The following is a 19,856-nucleotide window of genomic DNA, read 5'->3' on the forward strand; positions in this document are numbered from 1 at the left end:
ATGTATACCATACGTCTGTATTGTTGCATGGCAAGGGGGCGGCCAGAGGTGACCTTGAGGGGTTGAGTTAGCTTAGGCTAGCCTTATCCGGTGCTGTCCCTCGCGCGAAGGCGCCCGCCGGTGCTCCAGGAGGAGGAGGTGGGGCGGCCACGCGACAGGCGGCTCTGGCGGCTCTGGTGGCCGGCCCTGCTGGCCGCGGCACTGCTCCTGACGATCGCGGCGAGCCTGGCGATCGGCGCCGGGCACGTCCCGCCCGGCCGGGTGCTGCCGGGGGTGTTCTCCCCGGACGGCTCGTCGCGGGCGGAGCTGATCGTCCACGAGCTGCGGCTCCCGCGCACCCTCCTCGGCATCGGCGCCGGAATGGCGCTGGGGCTGGCCGGGGCGGTGATGCAGGCCCTCACCCGCAACCCGCTGGCCGAACCGGGCATGCTCGGCGTGAACGGCGGCGCGGCGCTCGCGGTCGTCCTCGTCATCGGCCTGTTCCGCGTGGACGAGGTGCTCGTCTACGTCTGGGCGGCGTTCGCCGGCGCGGCCGGCGCGGCCGTCCTCGTCTACATGATCGGCGCGCGCGGGCGCGGCGGCGCGTCACCGGCCCGGCTGGTGCTCGCCGGCGCGGCCGTCAACGCCGTCTTCAGCGCGATGACGGCCGGAGTCATGCTGTTCACCCCGCACACCTTCAGCGGCTTCCGGTTCTGGCAGGTCGGCTCGCTCGCCGGGCGGGACGTGCCGGTGTTCCTGCGCGTCCTGCCGTTCATCGCGCTCGGCACGGCCCTGGCGCTGCTGCTCGCCCGCCCGCTGAACGCGCTGGCGCTGGGCGACGACGCGGGCCGCGCCCTCGGCTCGGACCCCGGCCGGACGCGGGCGCTCGGCGCGCTCGCGGTCGTGCTGCTGTGCGGGTCGGCCACGGCGGCGGCCGGGCCGATCACCTTCCTCGGGCTGGCCGTCCCGTTCATCGTCCGGGCGCTGGTGGGCCCCGACCACCGGCTCGTCCTGCCCTGCTCGCTGCTGCTCGCCCCCGTGCTGCTGCTCGCCGCCGACATCATCGGGCGGGTCGTCGCGCCCGGCGAGCTGGAGACCGGCATCGTCACCGCGTTCCTCGGGGCACCGCTGTTCGCGGTGATGGTCCGGCGGGGAAGGATGCGCGACCTGTGAAGGTCATCCGCGCCGGCGGGCTGTCGCTGCGGTGGGAACCGCGGAGCGCGGCGGTGTGCGTGGGGCTGGCCGCCTTCGCCGCCTGCGCGGCCGTCCTGGTCGTCGGCTCGGGGGAGTTCCCGATCTCGCCGCCGGACGTCGTGCGCGTCCTCGCCGGGCAGGGCGACCGGGCCACCGAGTTCATCGTCACCGCCCTGCGGCTGCCGCGCGCCGTGACGGGGCTGCTCGCGGGCCTCGCGCTCGGGCTGAGCGGCGCCATCTTCCAGAGCATCTCCCGCAACCCGCTCGGCAGCCCCGACCTGATCGGCTTCACCACCGGCGCGGCGACCGGCGCGCTGCTGCAGATCCTGGTGTTCGGCGGCGGCGCGGTCGCGATCACCGTCAGCTCGGTCGGCGGCGCGGTGCTGACCGCGCTGGCCGTCTACCTGGTCGCCTACCGGCGCGGCGGCGGCGTGCACGGCGTCCGGCTGGTGCTGATCGGCGTCGCCGCGGCGGCGATGCTGGAGGCGCTGAACTCCTACCTCATCACCCGCGCCGAGCTGCGCGAGGCGTACGAGGCCGCGTTCTGGCTGACCGGCAGCCTCAACGGGCGGGACTGGGACCAGGCGGTGCCGCTCGGCCTCGCGCTGGCCGTGCTCGTCCCGGCGGCGCTCGTCCTCGCCCGCTCGCTCGGCATGGGCGAGCTGGGCGACGACGCCGCGCAGGCGCTCGGCGTGCCGGTCCAGCGCACCCGCGCCCTCCTCATGGTCGTCGGGGTGGGGCTGGTCGCGGCGGCGACGGCCGCGGCCGGGCCCGTGCCCTTCGTCGCGCTCGCCGCGCCGCAGCTCGCGCGGCGGATGACCCGCCGTCCCGGCGCGCAGCTGCTGCCCGCCGCGCTGACCGGTGCCGCGCTGCTGGCCGTCAGTGACCTGATCTCCCTGCGCCTGCCGACGGCGGTGCCGGTGGGCGTGGTCACGGGCGTCCTCGGCGGCGTGTACCTGGCCTGGCTGCTCGCGGCCGCGGGCCGGCGGCGTTGACGGTGCCGGACCTCTAAATTAGGTTTGCCTTACCTAATTTGAGAGGAGTTCCGTGCTGACCTGGGATGAGCTCCACGCCGCGCTGACCGAGGTGCTGGGCGAGGACGCGGAGGCGGACGACAACCTCATCGAGCTGGGGATGGACTCCATCCGGCTCATGCAGCTGACCGGCCGGCTCCGCCGCCGCGGCATCGAGATCCGCTTCGCGGAGCTGGCGGAACGTCCCACGCTCGCCGGATGGTGGGAGCTGCTCGCCGAGAAGGGCCAGGTGGAGGCCGCGGCGGGCCCGGCCCCGGCCGCCGCCGCCGCGGCCGCGGGCGATCCGGACGCGGGTGACACGGCCGGCATCGAGCCGGACGAGCCGTTCCCGCTGGCGCTGATGCAGCACGCGTACTGGATCGGCCGGGACTCCGGCCAGTCCCTCGGCTCCGTCGCCGCCCACCTGTACGTCGAGCTCGACGGGCGCGAGATCGAACCGGCCCGGTTCGAGGACGCCGTCCGCGCGCTGGTGCGGCGGCACCCGATGCTCCGCGCCGCCGTGTCGGACGACGGGACGCAGCGGATCCTGCCCGAGCGCCCCGGGCCCGCGGTGACCGTCCACGACCTGCGCTCGGCGGGCGAACCCGCTGCCGAGCTGGAGCGGATCCGCGCCGAGATGTCCGAGCAGCGGCTCCCCATCGAGGAGGGGCGCGTCTTCGACGCCCGGCTCAGCCTGCTCCCGGACGGCGGGTCCCGCCTCCACCTGGACGTCGACATGGTCGCCGCCGACGCGATGAGCTACCGCGTCATGCTCGCCGACCTGGCCGCCCTGTACGAGGGCGAGACCCTCGCCCCCGTCCGCTACGGCTACGCCCGCTACCTCGCCGACGACCCGCGCGCCGAGGCCCGCGAGCAGGACCGGCGGTGGTGGGCCGAGCGGCTGGCCGACCTGCCGGGCCCGCCCGAGCTGCCGGTCGTGCCGGAGCCGGGGAACCGCGTCGAGCGCAGGCACCACTGGCTGGCGCCGGACGACAAGGACCGCTTCATCGCCCGCGCCCACGCCGAGGGCGTCACCCCGGCCATGGCCCTCGCCGCCGTGTTCGCCGAGGTCATCGGCGCCTGGTCGGCGACGCCGCGCTTCCTGCTCAACCTGCCGCTGTTCCACCGCGAGCCCGTCCACCCGGACGTGGACTCGGTCGTCGGCGACTTCACCGGGTCGATCATGCTGGAGGCCGACCTCACCGAGGACCTGCCCTTCATCGGCCGGGCCCGCGCCCTGCAGGCGAACCTGCACACGGCGGGCGCGCACAGCGACTACTCCGGGCTGGAGGTGCTGCGCGACCTGTCCCGGCTGCGCGGCGAGCAGGTCCTCGCCCCGATCGTCTACACGAGCGCGCTGAACCTCGGCGAGCTGTTCGGCGACCGCGTCCGCGCGTCGTTCGGCGAGCCGGAGTGGATCATCTCGCAGGGGCCCCAGGTGCTGCTGGACGCGCAGGTGACCGAGGTGTCCGGTGGGCTGCTGCTGAACTGGGACGTGCGCCGCCCCGCGTTCCCGGACGGCGTCGCGGAGGCGATGTTCGACGCCTACACGGCCGCCGTCACCCGCCTCGGCGCGCCCGGCGCCGACTGGGACGCGCCCCTCGGGATCGGCGCGACGCCGTCCCAGCTGGACGTCCGGCACCGGCTGAACGCGACCCCGGCCCCGCCGCCGCGCACCCTGGCCGAGGGCTTCTTCGCCCACGCCGGCAGCCGTCCGGACGCCCCGGCCCTGCACTTCGGCGACGACGGCACCCAGACCTACGGGGAACTGGCCGGCCGCGCGCTGCGCATCGCGTCCGCGCTGGCGGAGCAGGGCGTCCGGCCCGGCGACCGGGTCGCGATCGAGCTCCCCAAGGGCCCGGACCAGGCCGCCGCCGTCCTCGGCGTCCTGGCCGCCGGTGCCGCCTACGTGCCCATCGGCGTGGAGCAGCCGGAGGCGCGGCGGGCCAGGATCCGCGCGGGCGCCGGCGTCGCCGCGTCGCTCACGCCGGAGGCGCTTCCCGAGGCTGAGCCGCTGCCCGAGCCGGTGAAGGTCCGTCCCGACCAGGTGGCCTACGTGCTGTTCACGTCCGGCTCGACCGGGGAGCCGAAGGGCGTCGAGGTGTCGCACGGCGCGGCGATGAACACCATCGGCGACCTGGCCGAGCGGTTCGCGATCGGGGAGGACGACGTCACGTTCGGCGTGTCGGCGCTCGACTTCGACCTGTCGGTGTTCGACCTGTTCGCCGCCTGGCACGCGGGCGGCGCGGTCGTCCTGCCCGGCGAGGACGAGCGCCGGGACGCCGCGCGGTGGAGCGAGCTGGTGCGGCGCCGGTCGGTGACCGTCCTGAACTGCGTCCCGTCGGTCCTGGAAATGCTGCTCCACGCCGGCCGGGCGGAGAGCCTGCGGCTGGTCCTGCTCGGCGGCGACTGGGTCGGGACGCACCTGCCGGGGCTGCTGGCCGAGCGCGCGCCGGGCTGCCGGTTCGTGGCGCTGGGCGGCACGACGGAGACGGCGATCCATTCCACGGTGCAGGAGGTCGCGGGGGAGGTGCCGTCCGACTGGCACGCCGTCCCGTACGGGGTGCCGCTGCGCGGCGTCGCGTGCCGCGTCGTGGACGAACTCGGCCGGGACCGTCCCGACTGGGTGACCGGAGAGCTGTGGATCGGCGGCGGGGGCGTCGCCGACGGCTACGCCGGCGACCCGGCGCGCACCGCCGACCGGTTCGTCGTCCACGACGGGATCCGCTGGTACCGGACGGGCGACCTCGCCCGCTACCGGCCGGACGGGACGCTGGAGTTCCTCGGCCGCCGCGACCACCAGGTGAAGGTGCGCGGGTTCCGGATCGAGCTGGGCGAGGTCGAGGCCGCGCTCCAGGACCACCCCGGCGTCGGGCGGGCGGTCGCGCTGCTCGCCGGCGGGCGCCTGGCCGCGGCCGTCGTGGCCCCCGCGGGCCTCGACCGCGACGCGGTGCTCGCCCGCGCCCGGGACCTGGTGCCGCCGCACATGGTGCCGGAGCTGCTCGTCCGCGTGGACGAGCTGCCGCTCACCGCGAACGGCAAGGTCGACCGCACGGCCCTGGCCGCGCTGGCCGCCGCCGAGGCCGGTGAGGCCGCGGCGGCCTTCGTCGAGCCGCGGACCGCCCTGGAGAAGGTGCTCGCCGGGATCGCCGCCGGCGTGCTGGGCAGGGAGCGCGTCGGCGCGGACGCCGACTTCTTCGCCCTCGGCGGCGACTCCGTCCTCGCCACCACCGTGGTCGCGCGGATGCGGGAGGCGCTCGACACGACCGCGCTGCCGGTCCGGGTGCTGTTCGCCGAGCGGACGATCGAGCGGATCTGCCGCCGCTTCACCGAACTGGAGGAGACGCCGGGGCGCCTGGAGGCCGTCGCCGCCATCTGGCTGGAGGTCGAGGCCATGAGCGAGGAGGAGCTCACCGCCCGCCTCGGCTGACGCGTCAGCCCGGCTCGGGCTCCGGGCGCAGCGTCGCCGTCCGGAGCCCGGTGAGGGTGAGCGCGAGGGCCAGCGCGAGGACGGCGCTGACCGTCCCGTAGACGACGATGGCGGCGCCGGGCGCGAGGAGGCGGCCGAGGGCCCCGGCGCCGAGCGAGCCGATGGCGCCGCCGCCGGTCTCCTGGGCGGCCCACAGCGCGTTGACGCGGCCGAGGTGCGAGTCGGGCGTGTGGGACTGGATCAGCCCGTACCGCATGATCTCCTCGATCGACTGGACGAACCCGTACGCGAACAGGATCGCCACGGCGAGCGCGGGATGGCGGGCCAGGCCCAGGCAGGCGAGGGCGGCGAAACCGGTGACGGACGCGGCGAGCAGCGCGAGGCCCGGCGCCCGGGAGGACCCGGCCCAGCCGCTGGTGAGCGACGCGAGCACCGCGCCGCACGCCGGTGCCGCGAACAGCAGGCCGACCGTGGTGGGGCCACCGTCCAGGCTCCGCTCCGCGAACGCCGGCATCAGGACGGGGATGCCGCCCGCGACCATGAACAGCAGCCCGAGGAGCATGAGCGAGCCGACGACGCGATGGGAGGCGACGAAGCGGAAGCCGTCCGCGATGGCCCTCAACGGGTTGGCGTGCGTCTCCTCGCCCGCGGCCGGCCTGAGCGGCGGCAGGCCGACGAGCAGCCCGATGGTGCCGAGCGTCCCGGCCGCCGCGGCGGCGTAGTTCCACTCGACGCCGAACGCCGACACGACGAGGCCGCCGAGCGCCGGGGACGCCATCGACCCCAGCCGGACGGTCAGCGCGTTGAGCGCCCCCGCCGCGACGAGCTGGTCCGGTCCGACCAGCGCGGGCGTCGCGGCCAGCAGCGCGGTGATGCTGATGCCGGTCATGAGGCCGTCCCATGCCGCCAGCCCGTACAGTGCCGGGAGCGACGGGGACGCCAGGAACGCGTTCAGGGCGAGCAGGGCGAAACCCGCTCCGGCCGCCGTCCGCGCCCACAGCATGAGCCGCCGCCGGTCGTGCCGGTCGGCGAGGGCGCCGCCCCACAGGAACCCGATGAGGAGCGCGACGCCCTCGGCGGCCGAGACCCCGCCCACGTGCACGGTCGACCCGGTCATGTCGTAGACCTGCACGGGGATGGCGACGGCCAGCATCCCGATCCCGAAGACCGAGACGGTGCGGGCGATGAAGACGTGGCGGAACGGCCTGCTGTCGCGGAGCGGGCCGATGTCCATGACCAGACGCCGGAGCATCGTCGGGGTTCTCCTCTGCCGGGGGAGTAGCTAAGGTAAGCCTAGCCTTAGTTGTTCTTGAGAAAAGAGGGCGAACCGGTGCAGCGGACGCTGATGAACGGAAAGATCCACCGTGCGACCGTCACCCAGGCGGACCTGCACTACGTGGGCTCCCTGACGATAGACGCGGACCTCATGGCGGCGGCCGACATCGTGGAGGGCGAACAGGTCCACGTCGTCGACATCACGAACGGGTCCCGGCTCGTCACCTACGCCATCACCGGCGAGGCGGGCAGCGGCGTCATCGGGATCAACGGCGCGGCGGCCCGCCAGGTCCAGCCCGGCGACATGGTGATCATCATCACGTACGCGTCCGTGGACGACCCGTCCCGGCACGAGCCCCGCGTCGTGCACGTGGACGCCGCGAACCGCATCGTCGCGCTCGGCTCCGACCCGGCCGAGCCCGTCCCGGGCGCCCCCGCCCAGCTCGCCGGGCGGTGACCATGGACGGCTTCACCCCCTGGCCGGACGACCTCGCGGCCCGCTACGAGGCGGAGGGGTACTGGTCCGGCCGCGTCCTCGGCGACGTCCTGCGCGGCGAGGCGTCGCAGACGGCCCTGGTCGTCGGTGACGACCGCCTCACCTACGCCGACCTGGACGCCCGGGCCTCTCGCACGGCCGCCGGCCTCCTGCGGCTCGGCCTGCGCGCGGGCGACCGCGTGGTCGTCCAGCTCCCGAACACCACGGGATTCGTGGTCGCGTTCCTCGCCCTCGTCCGGATCGGGGCCGCGCCCGTCCTGGCCCTCCCGGCCCACCGGGAGAGCGAGATCCGCTACCTCTGCGAGCTCTCGGAGGCCCGCGCCTACGTCTGCGCCGACCGCGACGGCGACTTCGACTACCGCGCGATGGCCCGCACCCTGCCCGTCGAGCACGTCGTCGTCGACGGCGAGGCCGAGGAGTTCACGCCGCTCGCCTCCGTGGACGCCGACCCGGTCGAGGCGGCGCCCCCGGCGCCGTCCGACGTGGGGGTGTTCCTGCTCTCCGGCGGCACGACCGGCCTGCCGAAGCTGATCCCCCGGACGCACCGCGACTACGTCTACAACCTGGAGGCCAGCGCCGAGGTCTGCGGCTTCGACACCGACACCGTCTACCTGGTCGTCCTGCCCGCCGCGCACAACTTCGCGCTGGCCTGCCCCGGCATCCTCGGCGTCTTCGCCACCGGCGGCACGGTCGTGCTGTCGCCGTCCGGCTCCCCGGACGAGGCGTTCCCGCTGATCGAACGCGAGCGCGCGACCGTCTGCGCCGTCGTCCCCCCGATCGCCCTGCTGTGGCTGGACGCGGTCACCTGGTCCGACGAGGACATCTCGTCCCTGGATCTCCTCCAGGTGGGCGGCGCCAAGTTCGCCGCCGAACGCGCCGCCGAGGTCCCGCACGTGCTGGGCTGCAAGGTCCAGCAGGTCTTCGGCATGGCCGAGGGCCTGCTGAACTACACCCGCCTGGACGACCCCCCGGACCTCATCGAGCGCACCCAGGGCCGCCCCCTGTCCCCGGCCGACGAGATCCGCATCGTCGACGAGGACGGCGGGCAGGTCGCCCCCGGCGAGGTGGGGGAGCTCCTCACCCGGGGCCCGTACACCCTCCGCGGCTACTACCGCGCCCCCGAGCACAACGCCCGCTCCTTCACCCCGGACGGCTTCTACCGGACCGGCGACCTCGTCCGGCGGCTCCCGTCCGGCCACCTGATCGTCGAGGGCAGGGAGAAGGACCAGATCAACCGGGGCGGCGACAAGATCTCCGCCGAGGAGCTGGAGAACCACCTCCTGGCCCACCCGGCGGTCCACGACGCCGCCGTGGTCGGCGTCCCCGACCCGGTCATGGGGGAGCGCACCTGCGCCTTCCTGATCTTCAGGGACGGCGAGAAGGCGCCCGGCCTCCGCGAGATCAAGGACTTCCTCCGCACCCGCGGGGTCGCCGCCTACAAGTTCCCCGACCGCCTGGAGACCGCCGACACCTTCCCGCGGACCCCGGTCGGCAAGATCAGCAAGAAGGCCCTCGCCGCCCGCGTGACGTGACCGGCCCGGTCAGTCGACGACCACCTGGAAGTTCACCGGCCGGTTCCCCGGAAAGGCCACGTTCCCGGCGCCGTCGAGCATCTTGAACCGCACGAAGCAGAAGCCGGGCACGGGCGGCGCCGTCACCTGGGCGCGGATGTCGACGAGGCGGCCGGGCGGCGTGTCCGGGATCGGGACGTCCACGATCGTCTGGCACTGGTCGCGGCGCTGCGGCAGGTCGATCCGGTGCAGCGAGTAGCCGTACCAGCCGACCGAGCCCGTGTTCTTGAAGCGCCACACCTTCGTGACGGTTCCGCCGCGCGGCACGTGGGTGCAGTCGGGCAGGGTGATGTCGCTGACGAACGCGGCGCGGTCGCCCCTGTGCCGGGGCGGGGCAGGCGGCGGGTTCCGCTGCCGAACCGGGCAGTCCGCCGAGGTCGCCTGCCGCTCGGCGTGCGCATCCGGTGGGCGGTCGGCGCCGTTGCCCGCGGTGCCGGTCAGGAGGGTCGTCCCGATCACGGTGGCGGCCACCGCGGCGGCGACCAGCGTTCCCAGCGCGGCGTACCGGCGGCGGGAGCCGTCCCGCACCATGTCCGGGGCGAGCGCCGCGTCGTCACCCGGGGGCGCCGCCTGCGCCGCGCCCCGGACGACCCGGTTCGCCGCCTCCCAGCGACCGCGGAGGTCCTCGGGATCGGCGCCGCACGCCTTGGCGAACTCGACCGTCGTCGACCAGCTGGGCAAGCGGTGCCCCTGGGCCGCCTCGTGCAGGGTCGTGTGCGAGATCGCCCGTGAGTGGGCCGCCATCTCGCGGAACGGCGGGGTGCCGGCCGAGGCGCGCAGCGCCCTCAGCTCCGCGGCGAAGTCCGCGACCGCGCGGGCACGCTCCTTGCGCGGGTCTCCGGCCGACACGTCCAGCTCCCTCGTCTACCGCGCGACGGCGGCGTCGCGCGCCCGCAGATTATCCGGCGCGCAAGGGCCCGGACAGGGTCCTGCGACCCCCTCCCGGTAGGCCGTGGGGACTACGCCGGGGCCCAGGGGCGTTGCGCGCGAGCGCCCCGCCCGCCCATGATCGAGACCAACCGAGGCGAGGAGGAACACGGTGATCGAGGTCGACGTGGCGGACGGAATCGGCGTGGTGCGCCTGGCCCACGGCAAGGTCAACGCCCTCGATCTGGAGCTGTGCCGGGCGATCGAGCAGGCGATGCGCGAGCTCGACGACCCGGCGGGCGACGCCCGGGCCGTGGTGCTGACCGGGGCGGGACCCGCGTTCTCGGCGGGCGTCGACCTCAAGCGCGTCGTGGACGGCGGCGGCGCGTACGTGGCGGAGTTCCTGCCCGCGCTCAACCGCGCCTTCCGCTCCGTCTTCGACCTCGGCAAGCCGGTCGTCGCCGCGGTCAACGGCCACGCGATCGCCGGCGGCTGCGTCCTGGCCGCGGCCTGCGACCACCGGATCATGGCCGCCGGGACGATCGGCGTCCCCGAACTGCGGGTCGGAGTGCCGTTCCCGTACACGGCCCTGGAGATCACGGCGTTCGCGCTGGGCCCGGCCGGCGCCCGCAAGGTGATCATCGACGGCACCAACCACGAGCCGCGGGAGGCCCTGGCCCTGGGCCTGGTCGACGCCCTGAGCACCCCGGACGCGCTGCTGGACGACGCGAAGACCGTCGCCGCCCGGCTGGCCGCCGGCATCCCGTCCGACACCTTCCGCTACACCAAGAGCCAGCTCCGCCGCGAGATCCACGCACGGCTCGACGGCACCGACGAGCCCACCACCGTCGAACTGTGGACGGCCGCGGCGACCGACGGCCGCATCAGGGCCTTCATGGACCGGACGATGGGCTCCCGCGCGTAGGAACCGATCGGTCAGGAATCGAGAAGCGCGGATCATGGAGCCCCGCCTAGCGTCATCGGCATGACCTTCATCGAATCCGTCACCCTCGAAGTGGACGACCCCGCCGCCGCCGAACTCTTCTACAAGACCGCCTTCGGCCTGGACGATCAGATCCGCCTCCGGGCCTCCGAGGCACCGACGACCGGCTTCCGCGGGTTCACGCTGTCGCTCACGGTGTCCCGGCCCGCCACCGTCCGGGGTTTCGTCGACGCCGCGGTGGAGGCCGGCGCCTCGCCCGTGAAACCGGTCGCGAAGTCGCTGTGGGGACACGGAGGCGTCGTCCAAGCCCCGGACGGGACCATCTGGAAGGTCGCGACGTCCGAGAAGAAGGACACCGGCCCGGCCACCCGGGAGATCGACGACATCGTGCTCCTCCTCGGCGTCGCGGACATGGCCGCGAGCAAGCGGTTCTACGTCGACCACGGCCTGACCGTGGCGAAGAGCTACGGCCGCAAGTACGTCGAGTTCGACTCCGCGCCCGGCTCCGTCACCCTGGCCCTCTACGGGCGCCGCGCCCTGGCCAAGACCGCCGGAGTCCACCCCGACGGCACCGGATCGCACCGCCTCGCCATCGGCGCGGGCAGCGGCCCCTTCACGGACCTGGACGGCTTCGCTTGGGAAGGCACGCGCTGACCCATGTGCCACCCCTCATGGAGCCGCGCACGCGCCCACGCGCAGCACCTGCGCGACCTCGCGATCCTGCGCCGCGTCCGGGACCGGATCGACCGCGAGTACGCCCAGCCCCTGGACGTCGAGGCCCTGGCCCGCGGCGTCCACATGTCGGCCGGCCACCTCAGCCGCCGGTTCCGCCTCGCCTACGGCGAATCGCCCTACTCGTACCTGATGACCCGCCGCATCGAGCACGCGATGGCACTCCTGCTCCGAGGCGACCTCAGCGTCACCGAGGTCTGCTTCACCGTCGGCTGCTCGTCCCTCGCCACCTTCAGCACCCGCTTCACCGACCTGGCCGGCATGCCGCCCGGCACCTACCTGCGCCAGATGCCGATCAGGAATCGAGAAGCGCGGGCCACGGCACCCCAACTAGCCTGACCTGCATGGACATCACCATCCACACGACCTTCCTCCCGCACGACGACCCGGAGGAGTCCCTCGCCTTCTACCGCGACGTCCTCGGCTTCGAGGTGCGCAGCGACGTGGGCCAGGGCAAGATGCGCTGGATCGTGGTCGGCCCCGCCGGCCAGCCCGGCACGTCCATCCTCCTGGCGCCGCCGGCCGCCGACCCCGGCATCACCGACGACGAGCGCCGCGTCATCGCCGAGATGATGGCCAAGGGCACCTACGGCTGGATCGTCCTGGCCACCACCGACCTCGACGACACCTTCGAGAAGGTCGAGGCCGGCGGGGCCGAGGTCGTCCAGGAGCCGGTCGACCAGCCCTACGGCGTCCGCGACTGCGCCTTCCGCGACCCCGCCGGCAACCTGATCCGTATCCAGCAGGCCCGCTGAGACACGGTGCTGAGCACCGAACCGGACATCGTCCATGGGAAGCCGGCGCATCCGGGTCCACGCTCAGCCGCGTGGCAGGCCGGGCCACCGCCACCTGCGGCGCCGACCCGGCATCGTCGGGCACGAACCTCTGCCGTGGCGGCGTGCACGTTGAGCGGCCGACCCGATGTGCCAGGCGGTCATCCGCGGGCGCCGGGGAAGCAGGGGAAGTGCTCGTCGGGCAGCGGCTCGCCCGCGTCCAGGCCGAGCGGGTCGGTGACGGGGTGGGAGGGCCCGGATGCGAGGGTCAGGTCGGCGTCCACGTAGATGATGACGTGGGCGATGCGGGGATCGTCGGTGAAGTTGGGTGTGGCGCTGTGCGCGAGACGGGAGTGGTGAAAAGTGCAGTCGCCTGCCCGCAGGGGAATGGTGACGCGGTGCTCCCACTCCAGCTCGGGTGCCACGGCGAACATGTCCGCATGGTCGGAAAGATCCTGCGGGCGCAGCCCGTCCAGGTGCTGAGAGCCCGGGATGAACGTCATGCAGCCGCGGTCGACCGGGACGTCCACCAGCGCCACCCAGGCCGACAGCGCGTGCCGGGAGCCGGCGTGGGGCCAGTACGGCTGGTCCTGGTGGAACTCTGTGGCGGCTCCGTTGTGCGGATCCTTGATGAGGAGCTGGTCGTGCCACAGCCGCAGCGGGATCCCCGCCAGCCGGGACGCGATGGCCGCCAGGCCGGGGTGCAGGGTGAGCTCGCGCAGCGTCTCGTCCTGGCGCCACAGCTGGAGCAGCTGAGTGAAGATCATCCCGTCGTGGTTGTCGCGGACGGTGTTCCGTACCGCCAGCGCGGCTTCGGCGTACCTGGCGGCGTCCGTCCGGGAGATGACTCCCGGGACATGGACGAAACCGTCACGGCGGTAGGCGGAGACGATGTCCTCGGAGAGGTTCTCCGGGGTGGTGCGGGGGTGTGCGGCGACGGCGTCCATGCTCATCTTCCTCGTGTCCCGGGAGTCGGTCTCGACAACTGTCGCCATCACGAGGGGTGCGCGGCTAGCACGGGAACCCGGCAGATGTAGCACAATCTTGACGATCACCCGCGGAGGGAGGACCCGGTGCATCGCGTGCGGCGAGCGGAGGTCTTCCCGCCCGGTGGGCCGCCGGCCGTCGCCGAACGGTACGAGCTGCGGAACGGCGCCGCCCTCCACAGCCACGACTTCATCGAGCTGGCCGTGGTCAGCGGCGGCACCGCGACGCACGTCTCGGCCGCGGGCGAGCGGGAACTGGATCGCGGCTCGGTGACGATGCTGCGGCCGGGAGACTGGCACGGCTACCGGGACTGCCGCCGGCTGGTGGTCCACAACCTCTATGTCGGTCCGGAGGTGTTCCAGCGCGAACTGGCCTGGGCGCGAGCCGACCCGCAGCTCGGACGGATCCTGCACGATGCCGGCCGCTCCGGCCACCCGCTACGGCTGGACCCCACCACGCTGCGCATCGTCGAGACCGGCCTCACCGCGATCACCGACCGGCCCCGCCCCGAACCCCCGCATGCCGTACTGGTGGGCATGCTGCTCTGCCTGCTGGGAGGCACGGCCGCATCGCTTCCCGCCGATCCGGCCGGACGGACCCACCCCGCGGTGACGGCCGCGGCGCAACTGCTGGAGAACGACATCCAGCGCGCCTGGACCCTGAGTGAGCTCGCCGCGGCGGTGACCACGTCGCCGGCCTACCTGGCCCGCCTGTTCACCGCGCAGCTGGGCGTCCCGCCCATGACCCATCTGGGCAGGCTGCGCGCCGAGCGCGCCGCGGCCCTCCTCATCGAGACCGATCTGCCCGTCGCGGCGGTCGGAAGGCTGGTGGGCTGGAACGACCCCAACTACGCCAGTCGCCGCTTCCGGCACTTCTTCGCCTTCAGCCCGGCCGCCTACCGCACCCGTTTCGGGCGCGTCTGAGTCAGAGCCAGAGGATGGTGCTGACGGTCGGGGCGTGCATCAGAACGAAGGCGTTCCTCGCCTTGGACGCCGCGTCCGGCTGCCGCGGAGACACGGCGGTCGTGGAGACGACGTAGCGGTCCGGGCTGCCCGTCTGGCCGGAACGGGCGCCTCCCGGAGGGTCGATCCGGCCGCCCGGAACGAAGCGCAGGTCGGTGTGCCGCAGGCTCCGCTCGGCCTCGTTGGCGTAGCCCAGTTCGGGGAAGCGCAGGATGTGGCTGCTGACCAGCACGCCGTCCGTGGTCTTGAACGCGACCTCGATCCGGCCGGTACACCTGTTCTCCCGCAGGACCTTGCGGGCCTGCTCGCTGGTCGCGCCGGCGAGGCAGCCCTTCTCGTCGTCCAAGACCTTGAACGCCGTGCGTTCGAACGTCGCCGAACGCGTCCCGGACCGGACCTCGAACCGGGCGGCGTCCTCGTAGAAGGTGCTGACCTCGAAAGCGGGTTCGCCGCGGGACGGCTCGGCGGCCGCGAGCCGTCCCGCGGCGAACGGCGTGGGCAGGACGACCGCACCGAGAAGCCCGATGGCGGAGCCGAGCGCGATGCGCCGCGCGCGTTCCCGCTTCTCCCAGCGCCGCACGTGGTCGTGAGCGGCGGGTGAGCCGGAATCGGGTGACGCCAGCGCCGCAAGGCCACCGGTCTCCGCGGCCGCCGGTGGCGCCTGAGCCTGGACGACCACCGTCTTCGCGCGGCGGTCGTGCATGCACTGCCCCAGCCGCGTGTCGTTCCGCTGCTCCCAGGAGTCGCTGATCAACCCGAACGTCTGGGCGGACCTGGGCAGCGCGTACCGCCGACCGGACCGGCGCCAGCCCGGCGGCCGGATCCCGTCCTCCTCGCGCACCACCCGGATCCCGGCGACCCGCTGGCCGACGGTGCACCCCCACTGCGCGATCGTCCCGATGCGCAGCAGCACCGGACCGGCCATGCCGAAGATCAGGACCGGGACCACCAACCCGAGAATCGCCGAAGTGGAAGTGGAACTGTCGGCCACATGAAGGAAGACGTAGATCGGCGACACGGCCACCATGACCACCAGGAAGGCCGCGAGGAAGTCGAAGGCGCGAGCCGCAAGACGCTGTCTGGTACTCGCCAGAACACGCACCACGCCACCGTCGTCATGCATTCGCTCTGCAGAAGTTCCAACAGGGACATACCGGGGAGCCGCCACAAGCGCACATACAAGCACAACCAGCCGCCCCTCCGGTAGCGAGAATCCGCAGTAGTCCCCGTAAGTGAAGGGGCCGGAAACGCGCATCGGCTGAGCCAGTGCCCGGACAGAGCCCGGCCAACGGCTGGTCAGCCCAAACAAGGTGACAATTCCGGGTCAAACCCCTCCCACGCGCTTTTAGTCAGCCCCGACGTCCACCGCTCCTATGCGCGGCCATTCAAATCGACACATCCCCAAACCGGGGTCTCGATCAGGTCTGCCCGGCTGTACCGGCCGATCAGTACCCCTCGTTGGGTGCGGCCGCCTACGGCGTTGGCCGCCACGTGGGCGGTCGCGATCCCGGTCAGGTCCGGTAGGCGCTCGGGGGCGCGCGGGCCGCTCCACAGGACGTCCACGGTGGTGGTGCGCGTCAGGTCGGCGTGCTCGACGATCGCCGGGTGCGGCGGCTTGTCGCGCAGCGCCATCGTCGCGAGCAGTGCCGACCCGCGGTGCCGCTGAGGTGCAGGACCTCGCCGCTGCCGGGGAGCAGAGCGGCCAGCGAAACGTCCGGGCAGGTCATGAGGTTGCGCAGGGTGTCGGCCCGCTCGTCGCCGTCGCGCGAGGAGGATCCAACCGCCCTTACGCCCTGCCCTTGACCGGCCACCAGACCGAGATCATGGCACTCGTCTTCTCCCGGGACGGCACGACCTCACCAGCGTCGCCGAGGGCGGCACCGTCCTCACCCACGACCTCGGCCCGGCGCTCACCAAGGCGGGCCTCTGCCAGAACACCAGCGGCGGCCTCACCAAGAAGGAATGGAAGCAGAACGTCCCCGCCCTCGACTACCGCCCCACCTGCCCCGATGAACGCCGGGTGTCCCGGATACAGCGGGCGAGGACGCCCGGCTGGTCGGGGACCCGTCGTTGTCACGGGACGAGGCTCTTCAACAGGCCGGCGAAGATGTCCATTTGCTGCCGCTGTTCCGGGGTGAGCGGGCCGGGACGGAAATGCGCGACCTCGTTCCGGATCTTCCGGACGTCGTCCAGCTTCGCGAGGAACTCGTCGTACGACAGCGCCCAGTTGAGCCGCGCCCACCGCTCCTGCTTCCTGAACACGCGGATGATCTGTCCGATCGTGAGGTCGTGGGAAGCGTCTGCGTTCTTGTAGCCGGACGCCTGGCGCAGTTCCTCCACCGTGGGGCACATCCGATCGACGCATCTGCGCAGCCGCCGCTCGATCTCTCCGAGTCTCAGGAAGGGGCCGGTGAGGTTGCCGAACTCCTGGCTCAGGTCCGCGGCGTGACGCCGCGATCAGCGTTCGCGCGGAGGCGGCCCGGTACCGGACCGGTGAACCCGGTGACGGCGAGGTCGCCGTCACCGGGCACCGAGTGCTCGCGCCCGGTGGCGCCGTCGTCGTCCCGTGGGACACGCGCATCCGCTACACCGCCCGCGAGGGCGGCTACCACGGCGGCGTCTCCCTCGCCGAGATGGTCGTGTCGATCGTGGTGCTCCTTCCGTCCGAACGGCTCGTCCCGGACGGCTGGGAGACCTACACCTTCGCCATGCACGAACCTGTTTGGTGGACCCCGTTTACCGCCCCCCGGCAGACGGAGGCCCCGAAACCCGCGAGGAAACGCGCCGAGGAGCCGCTGTTCGACGTCCCGGCCTCCGGTGCCCTGCCCAAACAAAGGCGGACGGCGTCGGCGCCCGAGTCCTCGCCTCCGAGCTGTTCACCGCCCAGCGCGAACAGTTCGCCCGCCCGTCCGTCGAGGACGCCGGCCTCACCACGCTGCTCGATGCGCTCGCCGAAGCCGGCGGGAGATTGCCGGTTCCGGTCGCGGCCGAGCGCGCCGGGCAGATGCCCGCCCGCATGCACGGATACATTTCGACGGTGGCCAGGCTCCTCAACGTCGACGGGTACCAGGTGCTCGCCGTCACCGACGACGGCCGCACCGTCGCCCTTGACCTGCCGCTGCTGCGCGAGCAGTTCCTCGGCGGTGGCGGCTGATGGCGCCGGTCAGCGCCGCCCGGCGCCGCGAGGTTGTGGACGCGCTGCGCCGCGGCACCGTCCCGCAAGCGGGCCTCGATCTGTTCGCGGTAGGGCTCGGGCGGTTCGAGACGGCCATCGACGACGAACTCGCCACGGCGGAGTCCGGTGGCGCGGTGTTCAAGGCGATCCGCGGCGAGTAGGGGTCCGGCAAGACGTTCTTCGCCCGCTGGCTCGCCGAACGCGCCAAGCGCCGCGGCATGGCAGCGGCCGCGATCCAGATCTCCGAGACCGAGACACCGCTGCACCGCCTCGAAACGTCTACCGGCGGCTCGTCGAACGGTTGACAACGGCCTCCTATCCGCCGAGCGTCCTCCGCGATGTCGTGGAGGCATGGTTCTTCAGCCTGGAAGAGGAGGTTCTCGCGGCCGGCGCGATCCCCCTCGGAAAGGACGGGCAGCCCGACCTGGCGGCGCTGGCCGCCGGGGTCGACGAGCTGATGGAGCAGCGGCTCGCGGACGTCGCCCGCACCACCCCGCTGTTCGCGTCCGCGCTGCGCGGCTACCGGAAGGCACGGCTGGCCGGCGACCACGCCACCGCCGAGGCGCCGCTCGCCTGGGTGGGCGGGCAGCCGAACGTCGGCGCGTCCGCCAAGCACGCCGCCGGCATCAAGGGCCAGCTCGACCATTTCGGCGCGCTCGGCTTCCTGCAAGGGCTGCTGACCGTGTTGCGCGACTGCGGCCATCCGGGGCCACTGGTCGTGCTGGATGAGATCGAGACGCTGCAGAGGGTGCGATCCGATGTCCGGGAGAAGGCCCTGAACGCGCTGCGGCAACTCATCGACGAGGTGGACGGCGGACGGTTCCCCGGGCTGTTCCTCGTCATCACCGGCACGCCCGCGTTCTTCGACGGGCAGCAGGGCGCCCGGCGGCTGCCGCCGCTCGCGCAGCGACTCGCCACCGACTTCTCCACCGACCCGCGCTTCGACTCGCCTCGCGCCGTCCAACTCCGCCTCACCGGTTTCGACCTGCCGAAACTGGTGGAACTGGGGGCCACCGTCCGCGATCTGTTCGCCATGGGCGCCCGCCATCCCGAACGCGTCGCCTCCCTCGCCGACCTCGACAACGCTGCGCGTGCCCTCACCGAACCGCACCGTTTTACGACCCGGACCGGCTGACGGGCGGTTCAGGGGCGGGGGACTACGTAGGGGGCGATGCTGGAGAGCTTTTCGCAGGTTTCCTCGTATTCGCGGTCGGGGGTCGAGGCGCTGACTATGCCGGCGCCGGCGCGGAGCCAGGCTTGGCCGTTCTCGGCGTAGAGGGCTCGCAGGACTAGGGCCGCGTCCAGGGAGCCGTCGTGGGAGACGGTCACGACCGCGCCGGAGTAGAGGCCGCGGTGTTCTTCCAAGCGGGTGATGGCGTCGATCGCCTCGGGCTTCGGGATGCCGGAGGCGGTCACGCCGGGGAAGAGGGCGTCGAGGGCGTCCCAGGAGGTGCGGCCGGGGGCGAGGATCCCGCTGACGCTGGAGCCGAGGTGCTGGACGCTGCCGCGCTCCTTGACCGTCATGAAACCGGTGACCTGGACGGTTCCCGGCTCGCAGACGCGGTACAGCTCGTCCTGCGAGGTGCGGACGGAGACCGCGTGCTCGTAGATCTCCTTGGGGTCGGTCTCCAGGTCGTGGCGGGTGCGGGCGTCGGCGTCCGCGCCGAAGCCGAAGGCGCGGGTGCCGGCCAGGGGCTGGGTCATGACGCGGCCGCCGCCGTCGACGCTCGCGAGGACCTCGGGGCTGAAGCCGGTGGCCTGGAAGCCGCTCAGGGAGAGCAGGAACGAGCGCGCCGGGGTGTTGGCCCTGCGGCCGCGGACGTAGGTGGAGGCGAGGTCGACCGGGTACGGGATGTCCAGGCGGCGGGACACGATGACCTTCTGGTAAAGGCCCGCGTTGATCTCGGAGACCGCGGCGGCGACGCGCGTGCGGTAGCGGTCGCCGTCCACGCGGACGTCGACCGGGGAGGGTGTTCCGAGGGGATGGTTGTTCGTGTCGGTCAGGAGCGCTGCGATCCGGTCGGGGGCGTCGGTGCCGGTGATGGTGGCGCGGCCCTGCTCGATCCGGACCTCGGTGCGCGGGACGATCAGGTGCGCGATCCTCCCGGTGGGACGGGACGCGGCGAACTCGAAGGCGATCCAGCCGTAGGCGCTCCAGGTGGGGAGCGGGGCCTCGGCGAACGCGTCGCGCAATGCCTCCGCGGGGGAGCCCGTCCACGGGCGGGCGGTCGCGGGCCTTCCCGGCCACCGGGTGCCGACGGTGTCCGCGTCCAGCACCACCTCGCCGAGCACACCGCCCGCGAACGTCCATGATCCGGGACGTTCGTAGACCACGTGGTCGTCGAACAGGCCCGATCCGGCCAGGCGGGCCACGAGCGCGAGCGGGTCCGAGGTGTGCTCGACGACCAGCTCGGCGGGTTTCGCATCGGTGCGGAGACCAGAGGACAAGGCAGCCAACT

At 73.2% G+C, this 19,856-nt stretch carries 18 protein-coding genes and 1 pseudogene; 12 read left to right on the forward strand and 7 right to left on the reverse strand.

The window, feature by feature from the left end:
- Nucleotides 1-90 precede the first annotated feature (90 nt).
- The 3 genes from K8Z49_RS03335 to K8Z49_RS03345 are packed head-to-tail and all read left to right on the forward strand — an operon-like array spanning nucleotide 91 to nucleotide 5,616.
- Nucleotides 91-1,152 carry a FecCD family ABC transporter permease gene (locus K8Z49_RS03335; RefSeq protein ID WP_412517578.1) on the forward strand — a complete coding sequence of 354 codons (1,062 nt, stop codon included), beginning with the start codon at nucleotides 91-93 and terminating at the stop codon, nucleotides 1,150-1,152.
- Entirely contained in the window at nucleotides 1,149-2,168 is a 1,020-nt protein-coding gene (locus K8Z49_RS03340; RefSeq protein ID WP_075021689.1) for a FecCD family ABC transporter permease, read from the forward strand. The genes K8Z49_RS03335 and K8Z49_RS03340 overlap by 4 nt, the downstream gene beginning before the upstream one ends.
- A gap of 52 nt (nucleotides 2,169-2,220) precedes the next feature.
- Nucleotides 2,221-5,616, forward strand: coding sequence for an amino acid adenylation domain-containing protein (locus tag K8Z49_RS03345; protein ID WP_412517579.1), 3,396 nt, complete (start codon nucleotides 2,221-2,223; stop codon nucleotides 5,614-5,616).
- A gap of 4 nt (nucleotides 5,617-5,620) precedes the next feature.
- Here the strand turns inward: K8Z49_RS03345 and entS are convergent, their stop codons facing one another.
- Complete coding sequence (gene entS / locus K8Z49_RS03350; RefSeq protein WP_111831489.1) at nucleotides 5,621-6,868, reverse strand: enterobactin transporter EntS; 1,248 nt, start codon at nucleotides 6,866-6,868, stop codon at nucleotides 5,621-5,623.
- Between the two features lie 78 nt (nucleotides 6,869-6,946).
- On the opposite strand from entS, the gene panD reads away from it, so the two are divergent.
- Together panD and K8Z49_RS03360 are read left to right on the forward strand one after the other, a co-directional pair.
- Complete coding sequence (panD, locus tag K8Z49_RS03355) at nucleotides 6,947-7,348, forward strand: aspartate 1-decarboxylase (RefSeq protein WP_021593701.1); 402 nt, start codon at nucleotides 6,947-6,949, stop codon at nucleotides 7,346-7,348.
- Nucleotides 7,349-7,350: 2 nt separating this feature from the next.
- A complete protein-coding gene (locus tag K8Z49_RS03360; protein ID WP_412517580.1) occupies nucleotides 7,351-8,919 on the forward strand; it encodes a (2,3-dihydroxybenzoyl)adenylate synthase in 1,569 nt (522 codons plus the stop codon).
- Between the two features lie 9 nt (nucleotides 8,920-8,928).
- On the opposite strand, the gene K8Z49_RS03365 is transcribed toward K8Z49_RS03360, so the two are convergent.
- Complete coding sequence (locus K8Z49_RS03365; protein WP_021593699.1) at nucleotides 8,929-9,807, reverse strand: NBR1-Ig-like domain-containing protein; 879 nt, start codon at nucleotides 9,805-9,807, stop codon at nucleotides 8,929-8,931.
- A 190-nt stretch (nucleotides 9,808-9,997) separates the two neighbouring features.
- Here K8Z49_RS03365 and K8Z49_RS03370 point away from each other — a divergent pair, with 190 nt between their 5' ends.
- From K8Z49_RS03370 to K8Z49_RS03385, 4 genes are read left to right on the forward strand one after another with little or no spacing between them, the layout of a single operon-like run.
- Nucleotides 9,998-10,750, forward strand: a complete 753-nt coding sequence (locus K8Z49_RS03370) for an enoyl-CoA hydratase/isomerase family protein (protein WP_075021693.1) — start codon at nucleotides 9,998-10,000, stop codon at nucleotides 10,748-10,750.
- Nucleotides 10,751-10,810: 60 nt separating this feature from the next.
- Nucleotides 10,811-11,422 carry a glyoxalase gene (locus K8Z49_RS03375; protein WP_075021694.1) on the forward strand — a complete coding sequence of 204 codons (612 nt, stop codon included), beginning with the start codon at nucleotides 10,811-10,813 and terminating at the stop codon, nucleotides 11,420-11,422.
- 3 nt (nucleotides 11,423-11,425) lie between these two features.
- On the forward strand, nucleotides 11,426-11,839 hold the full coding sequence (locus tag K8Z49_RS03380; protein WP_111831492.1) for a helix-turn-helix transcriptional regulator: 414 nt from the start codon (nucleotides 11,426-11,428) through the stop codon (nucleotides 11,837-11,839).
- A gap of 5 nt (nucleotides 11,840-11,844) precedes the next feature.
- On the forward strand, nucleotides 11,845-12,255 hold the full coding sequence (locus tag K8Z49_RS03385) for a VOC family protein (RefSeq protein WP_021593695.1): 411 nt from the start codon (nucleotides 11,845-11,847) through the stop codon (nucleotides 12,253-12,255).
- 179 nt (nucleotides 12,256-12,434) lie between these two features.
- Here K8Z49_RS03385 and K8Z49_RS03390 read toward each other — a convergent pair whose 3' ends face one another.
- Nucleotides 12,435-13,220: a phytanoyl-CoA dioxygenase family protein gene (locus K8Z49_RS03390; RefSeq protein ID WP_111831493.1), complete on the reverse strand. Its 786-nt coding sequence runs from the start codon at nucleotides 13,218-13,220 to the stop codon at nucleotides 12,435-12,437.
- 126 nt (nucleotides 13,221-13,346) lie between these two features.
- On the opposite strand from K8Z49_RS03390, the gene K8Z49_RS03395 reads away from it, so the two are divergent.
- Complete coding sequence (locus K8Z49_RS03395) at nucleotides 13,347-14,183, forward strand: AraC family transcriptional regulator (protein WP_412517581.1); 837 nt, start codon at nucleotides 13,347-13,349, stop codon at nucleotides 14,181-14,183.
- Nucleotide 14,184: 1 nt separating this feature from the next.
- Here K8Z49_RS03395 and K8Z49_RS03400 read toward each other — a convergent pair whose 3' ends face one another.
- From K8Z49_RS03400 to K8Z49_RS03410, 3 genes are all read right to left on the reverse strand, one after another.
- The gene (locus K8Z49_RS03400; protein WP_412517582.1) at nucleotides 14,185-15,477 is read right to left on the reverse strand and encodes an RDD family protein; all 1,293 of its coding nucleotides are present in this window, start codon (nucleotides 15,475-15,477) and stop codon (nucleotides 14,185-14,187) included.
- A gap of 116 nt (nucleotides 15,478-15,593) precedes the next feature.
- Entirely contained in the window at nucleotides 15,594-15,854 is a 261-nt protein-coding gene (locus K8Z49_RS03405) for a hypothetical protein (RefSeq protein ID WP_412517583.1), read from the reverse strand.
- Between the two features lie 441 nt (nucleotides 15,855-16,295).
- A complete protein-coding gene (locus K8Z49_RS03410) occupies nucleotides 16,296-16,562 on the reverse strand; it encodes a hypothetical protein (protein WP_412517584.1) in 267 nt (88 codons plus the stop codon).
- 385 nt (nucleotides 16,563-16,947) lie between these two features.
- Here K8Z49_RS03410 and K8Z49_RS03415 point away from each other — a divergent pair, with 385 nt between their 5' ends.
- Both K8Z49_RS03415 and brxD read left to right on the forward strand, forming a co-directional pair.
- Entirely contained in the window at nucleotides 16,948-17,376 is a 429-nt protein-coding gene (locus K8Z49_RS03415) for a hypothetical protein (protein ID WP_412517585.1), read from the forward strand.
- Nucleotides 17,376-18,532, forward strand: a pseudogene (gene brxD / locus K8Z49_RS03420) (BREX system ATP-binding protein BrxD). The gene K8Z49_RS03415 and the pseudogene brxD overlap by 1 nt, the downstream one beginning before the upstream one ends.
- A gap of 8 nt (nucleotides 18,533-18,540) precedes the next feature.
- On the opposite strand, the gene K8Z49_RS03425 reads toward brxD, so the two are convergent.
- Nucleotides 18,541-19,845, reverse strand: a complete 1,305-nt coding sequence (locus tag K8Z49_RS03425) for a salicylate synthase (RefSeq protein ID WP_021593683.1) — start codon at nucleotides 19,843-19,845, stop codon at nucleotides 18,541-18,543.
- Nucleotides 19,846-19,856 lie beyond the last annotated feature (11 nt).

The sequence above is a fragment of the Actinomadura madurae genome, assembly GCF_047130825.1.
Classification (GTDB): domain Bacteria; phylum Actinomycetota; class Actinomycetes; order Streptosporangiales; family Streptosporangiaceae; genus Spirillospora; species Spirillospora madurae.

Bases quoted from the DNA above. Each gene is read 5' to 3' on its own strand.
- K8Z49_RS03375 (WP_075021694.1), top strand. From the start codon at position 10,811: ATGACCTTCATCGAATCCGTCACCCTCGAAGTGGACGACCCCGCCGCC.
- entS (WP_111831489.1), bottom strand. From the start codon at position 6,868: ATGCTCCGGCGTCTGGTCATGGACATCGGCCCGCTCCGCGACAGCAGG.
- K8Z49_RS03405 (WP_412517583.1), bottom strand. From the start codon at position 15,854: ATGGCGCTGCGCGACAAGCCGCCGCACCCGGCGATCGTCGAGCACGCC.
- K8Z49_RS03385 (WP_021593695.1), top strand. From the start codon at position 11,845: ATGGACATCACCATCCACACGACCTTCCTCCCGCACGACGACCCGGAG.
- K8Z49_RS03380 (WP_111831492.1), top strand. From the start codon at position 11,426: ATGTGCCACCCCTCATGGAGCCGCGCACGCGCCCACGCGCAGCACCTG.
- K8Z49_RS03360 (WP_412517580.1), top strand. From the start codon at position 7,351: ATGGACGGCTTCACCCCCTGGCCGGACGACCTCGCGGCCCGCTACGAG.
- K8Z49_RS03390 (WP_111831493.1), bottom strand. From the start codon at position 13,220: ATGGACGCCGTCGCCGCACACCCCCGCACCACCCCGGAGAACCTCTCC.
- K8Z49_RS03400 (WP_412517582.1), bottom strand. From the start codon at position 15,477: ATGCGCGTTTCCGGCCCCTTCACTTACGGGGACTACTGCGGATTCTCG.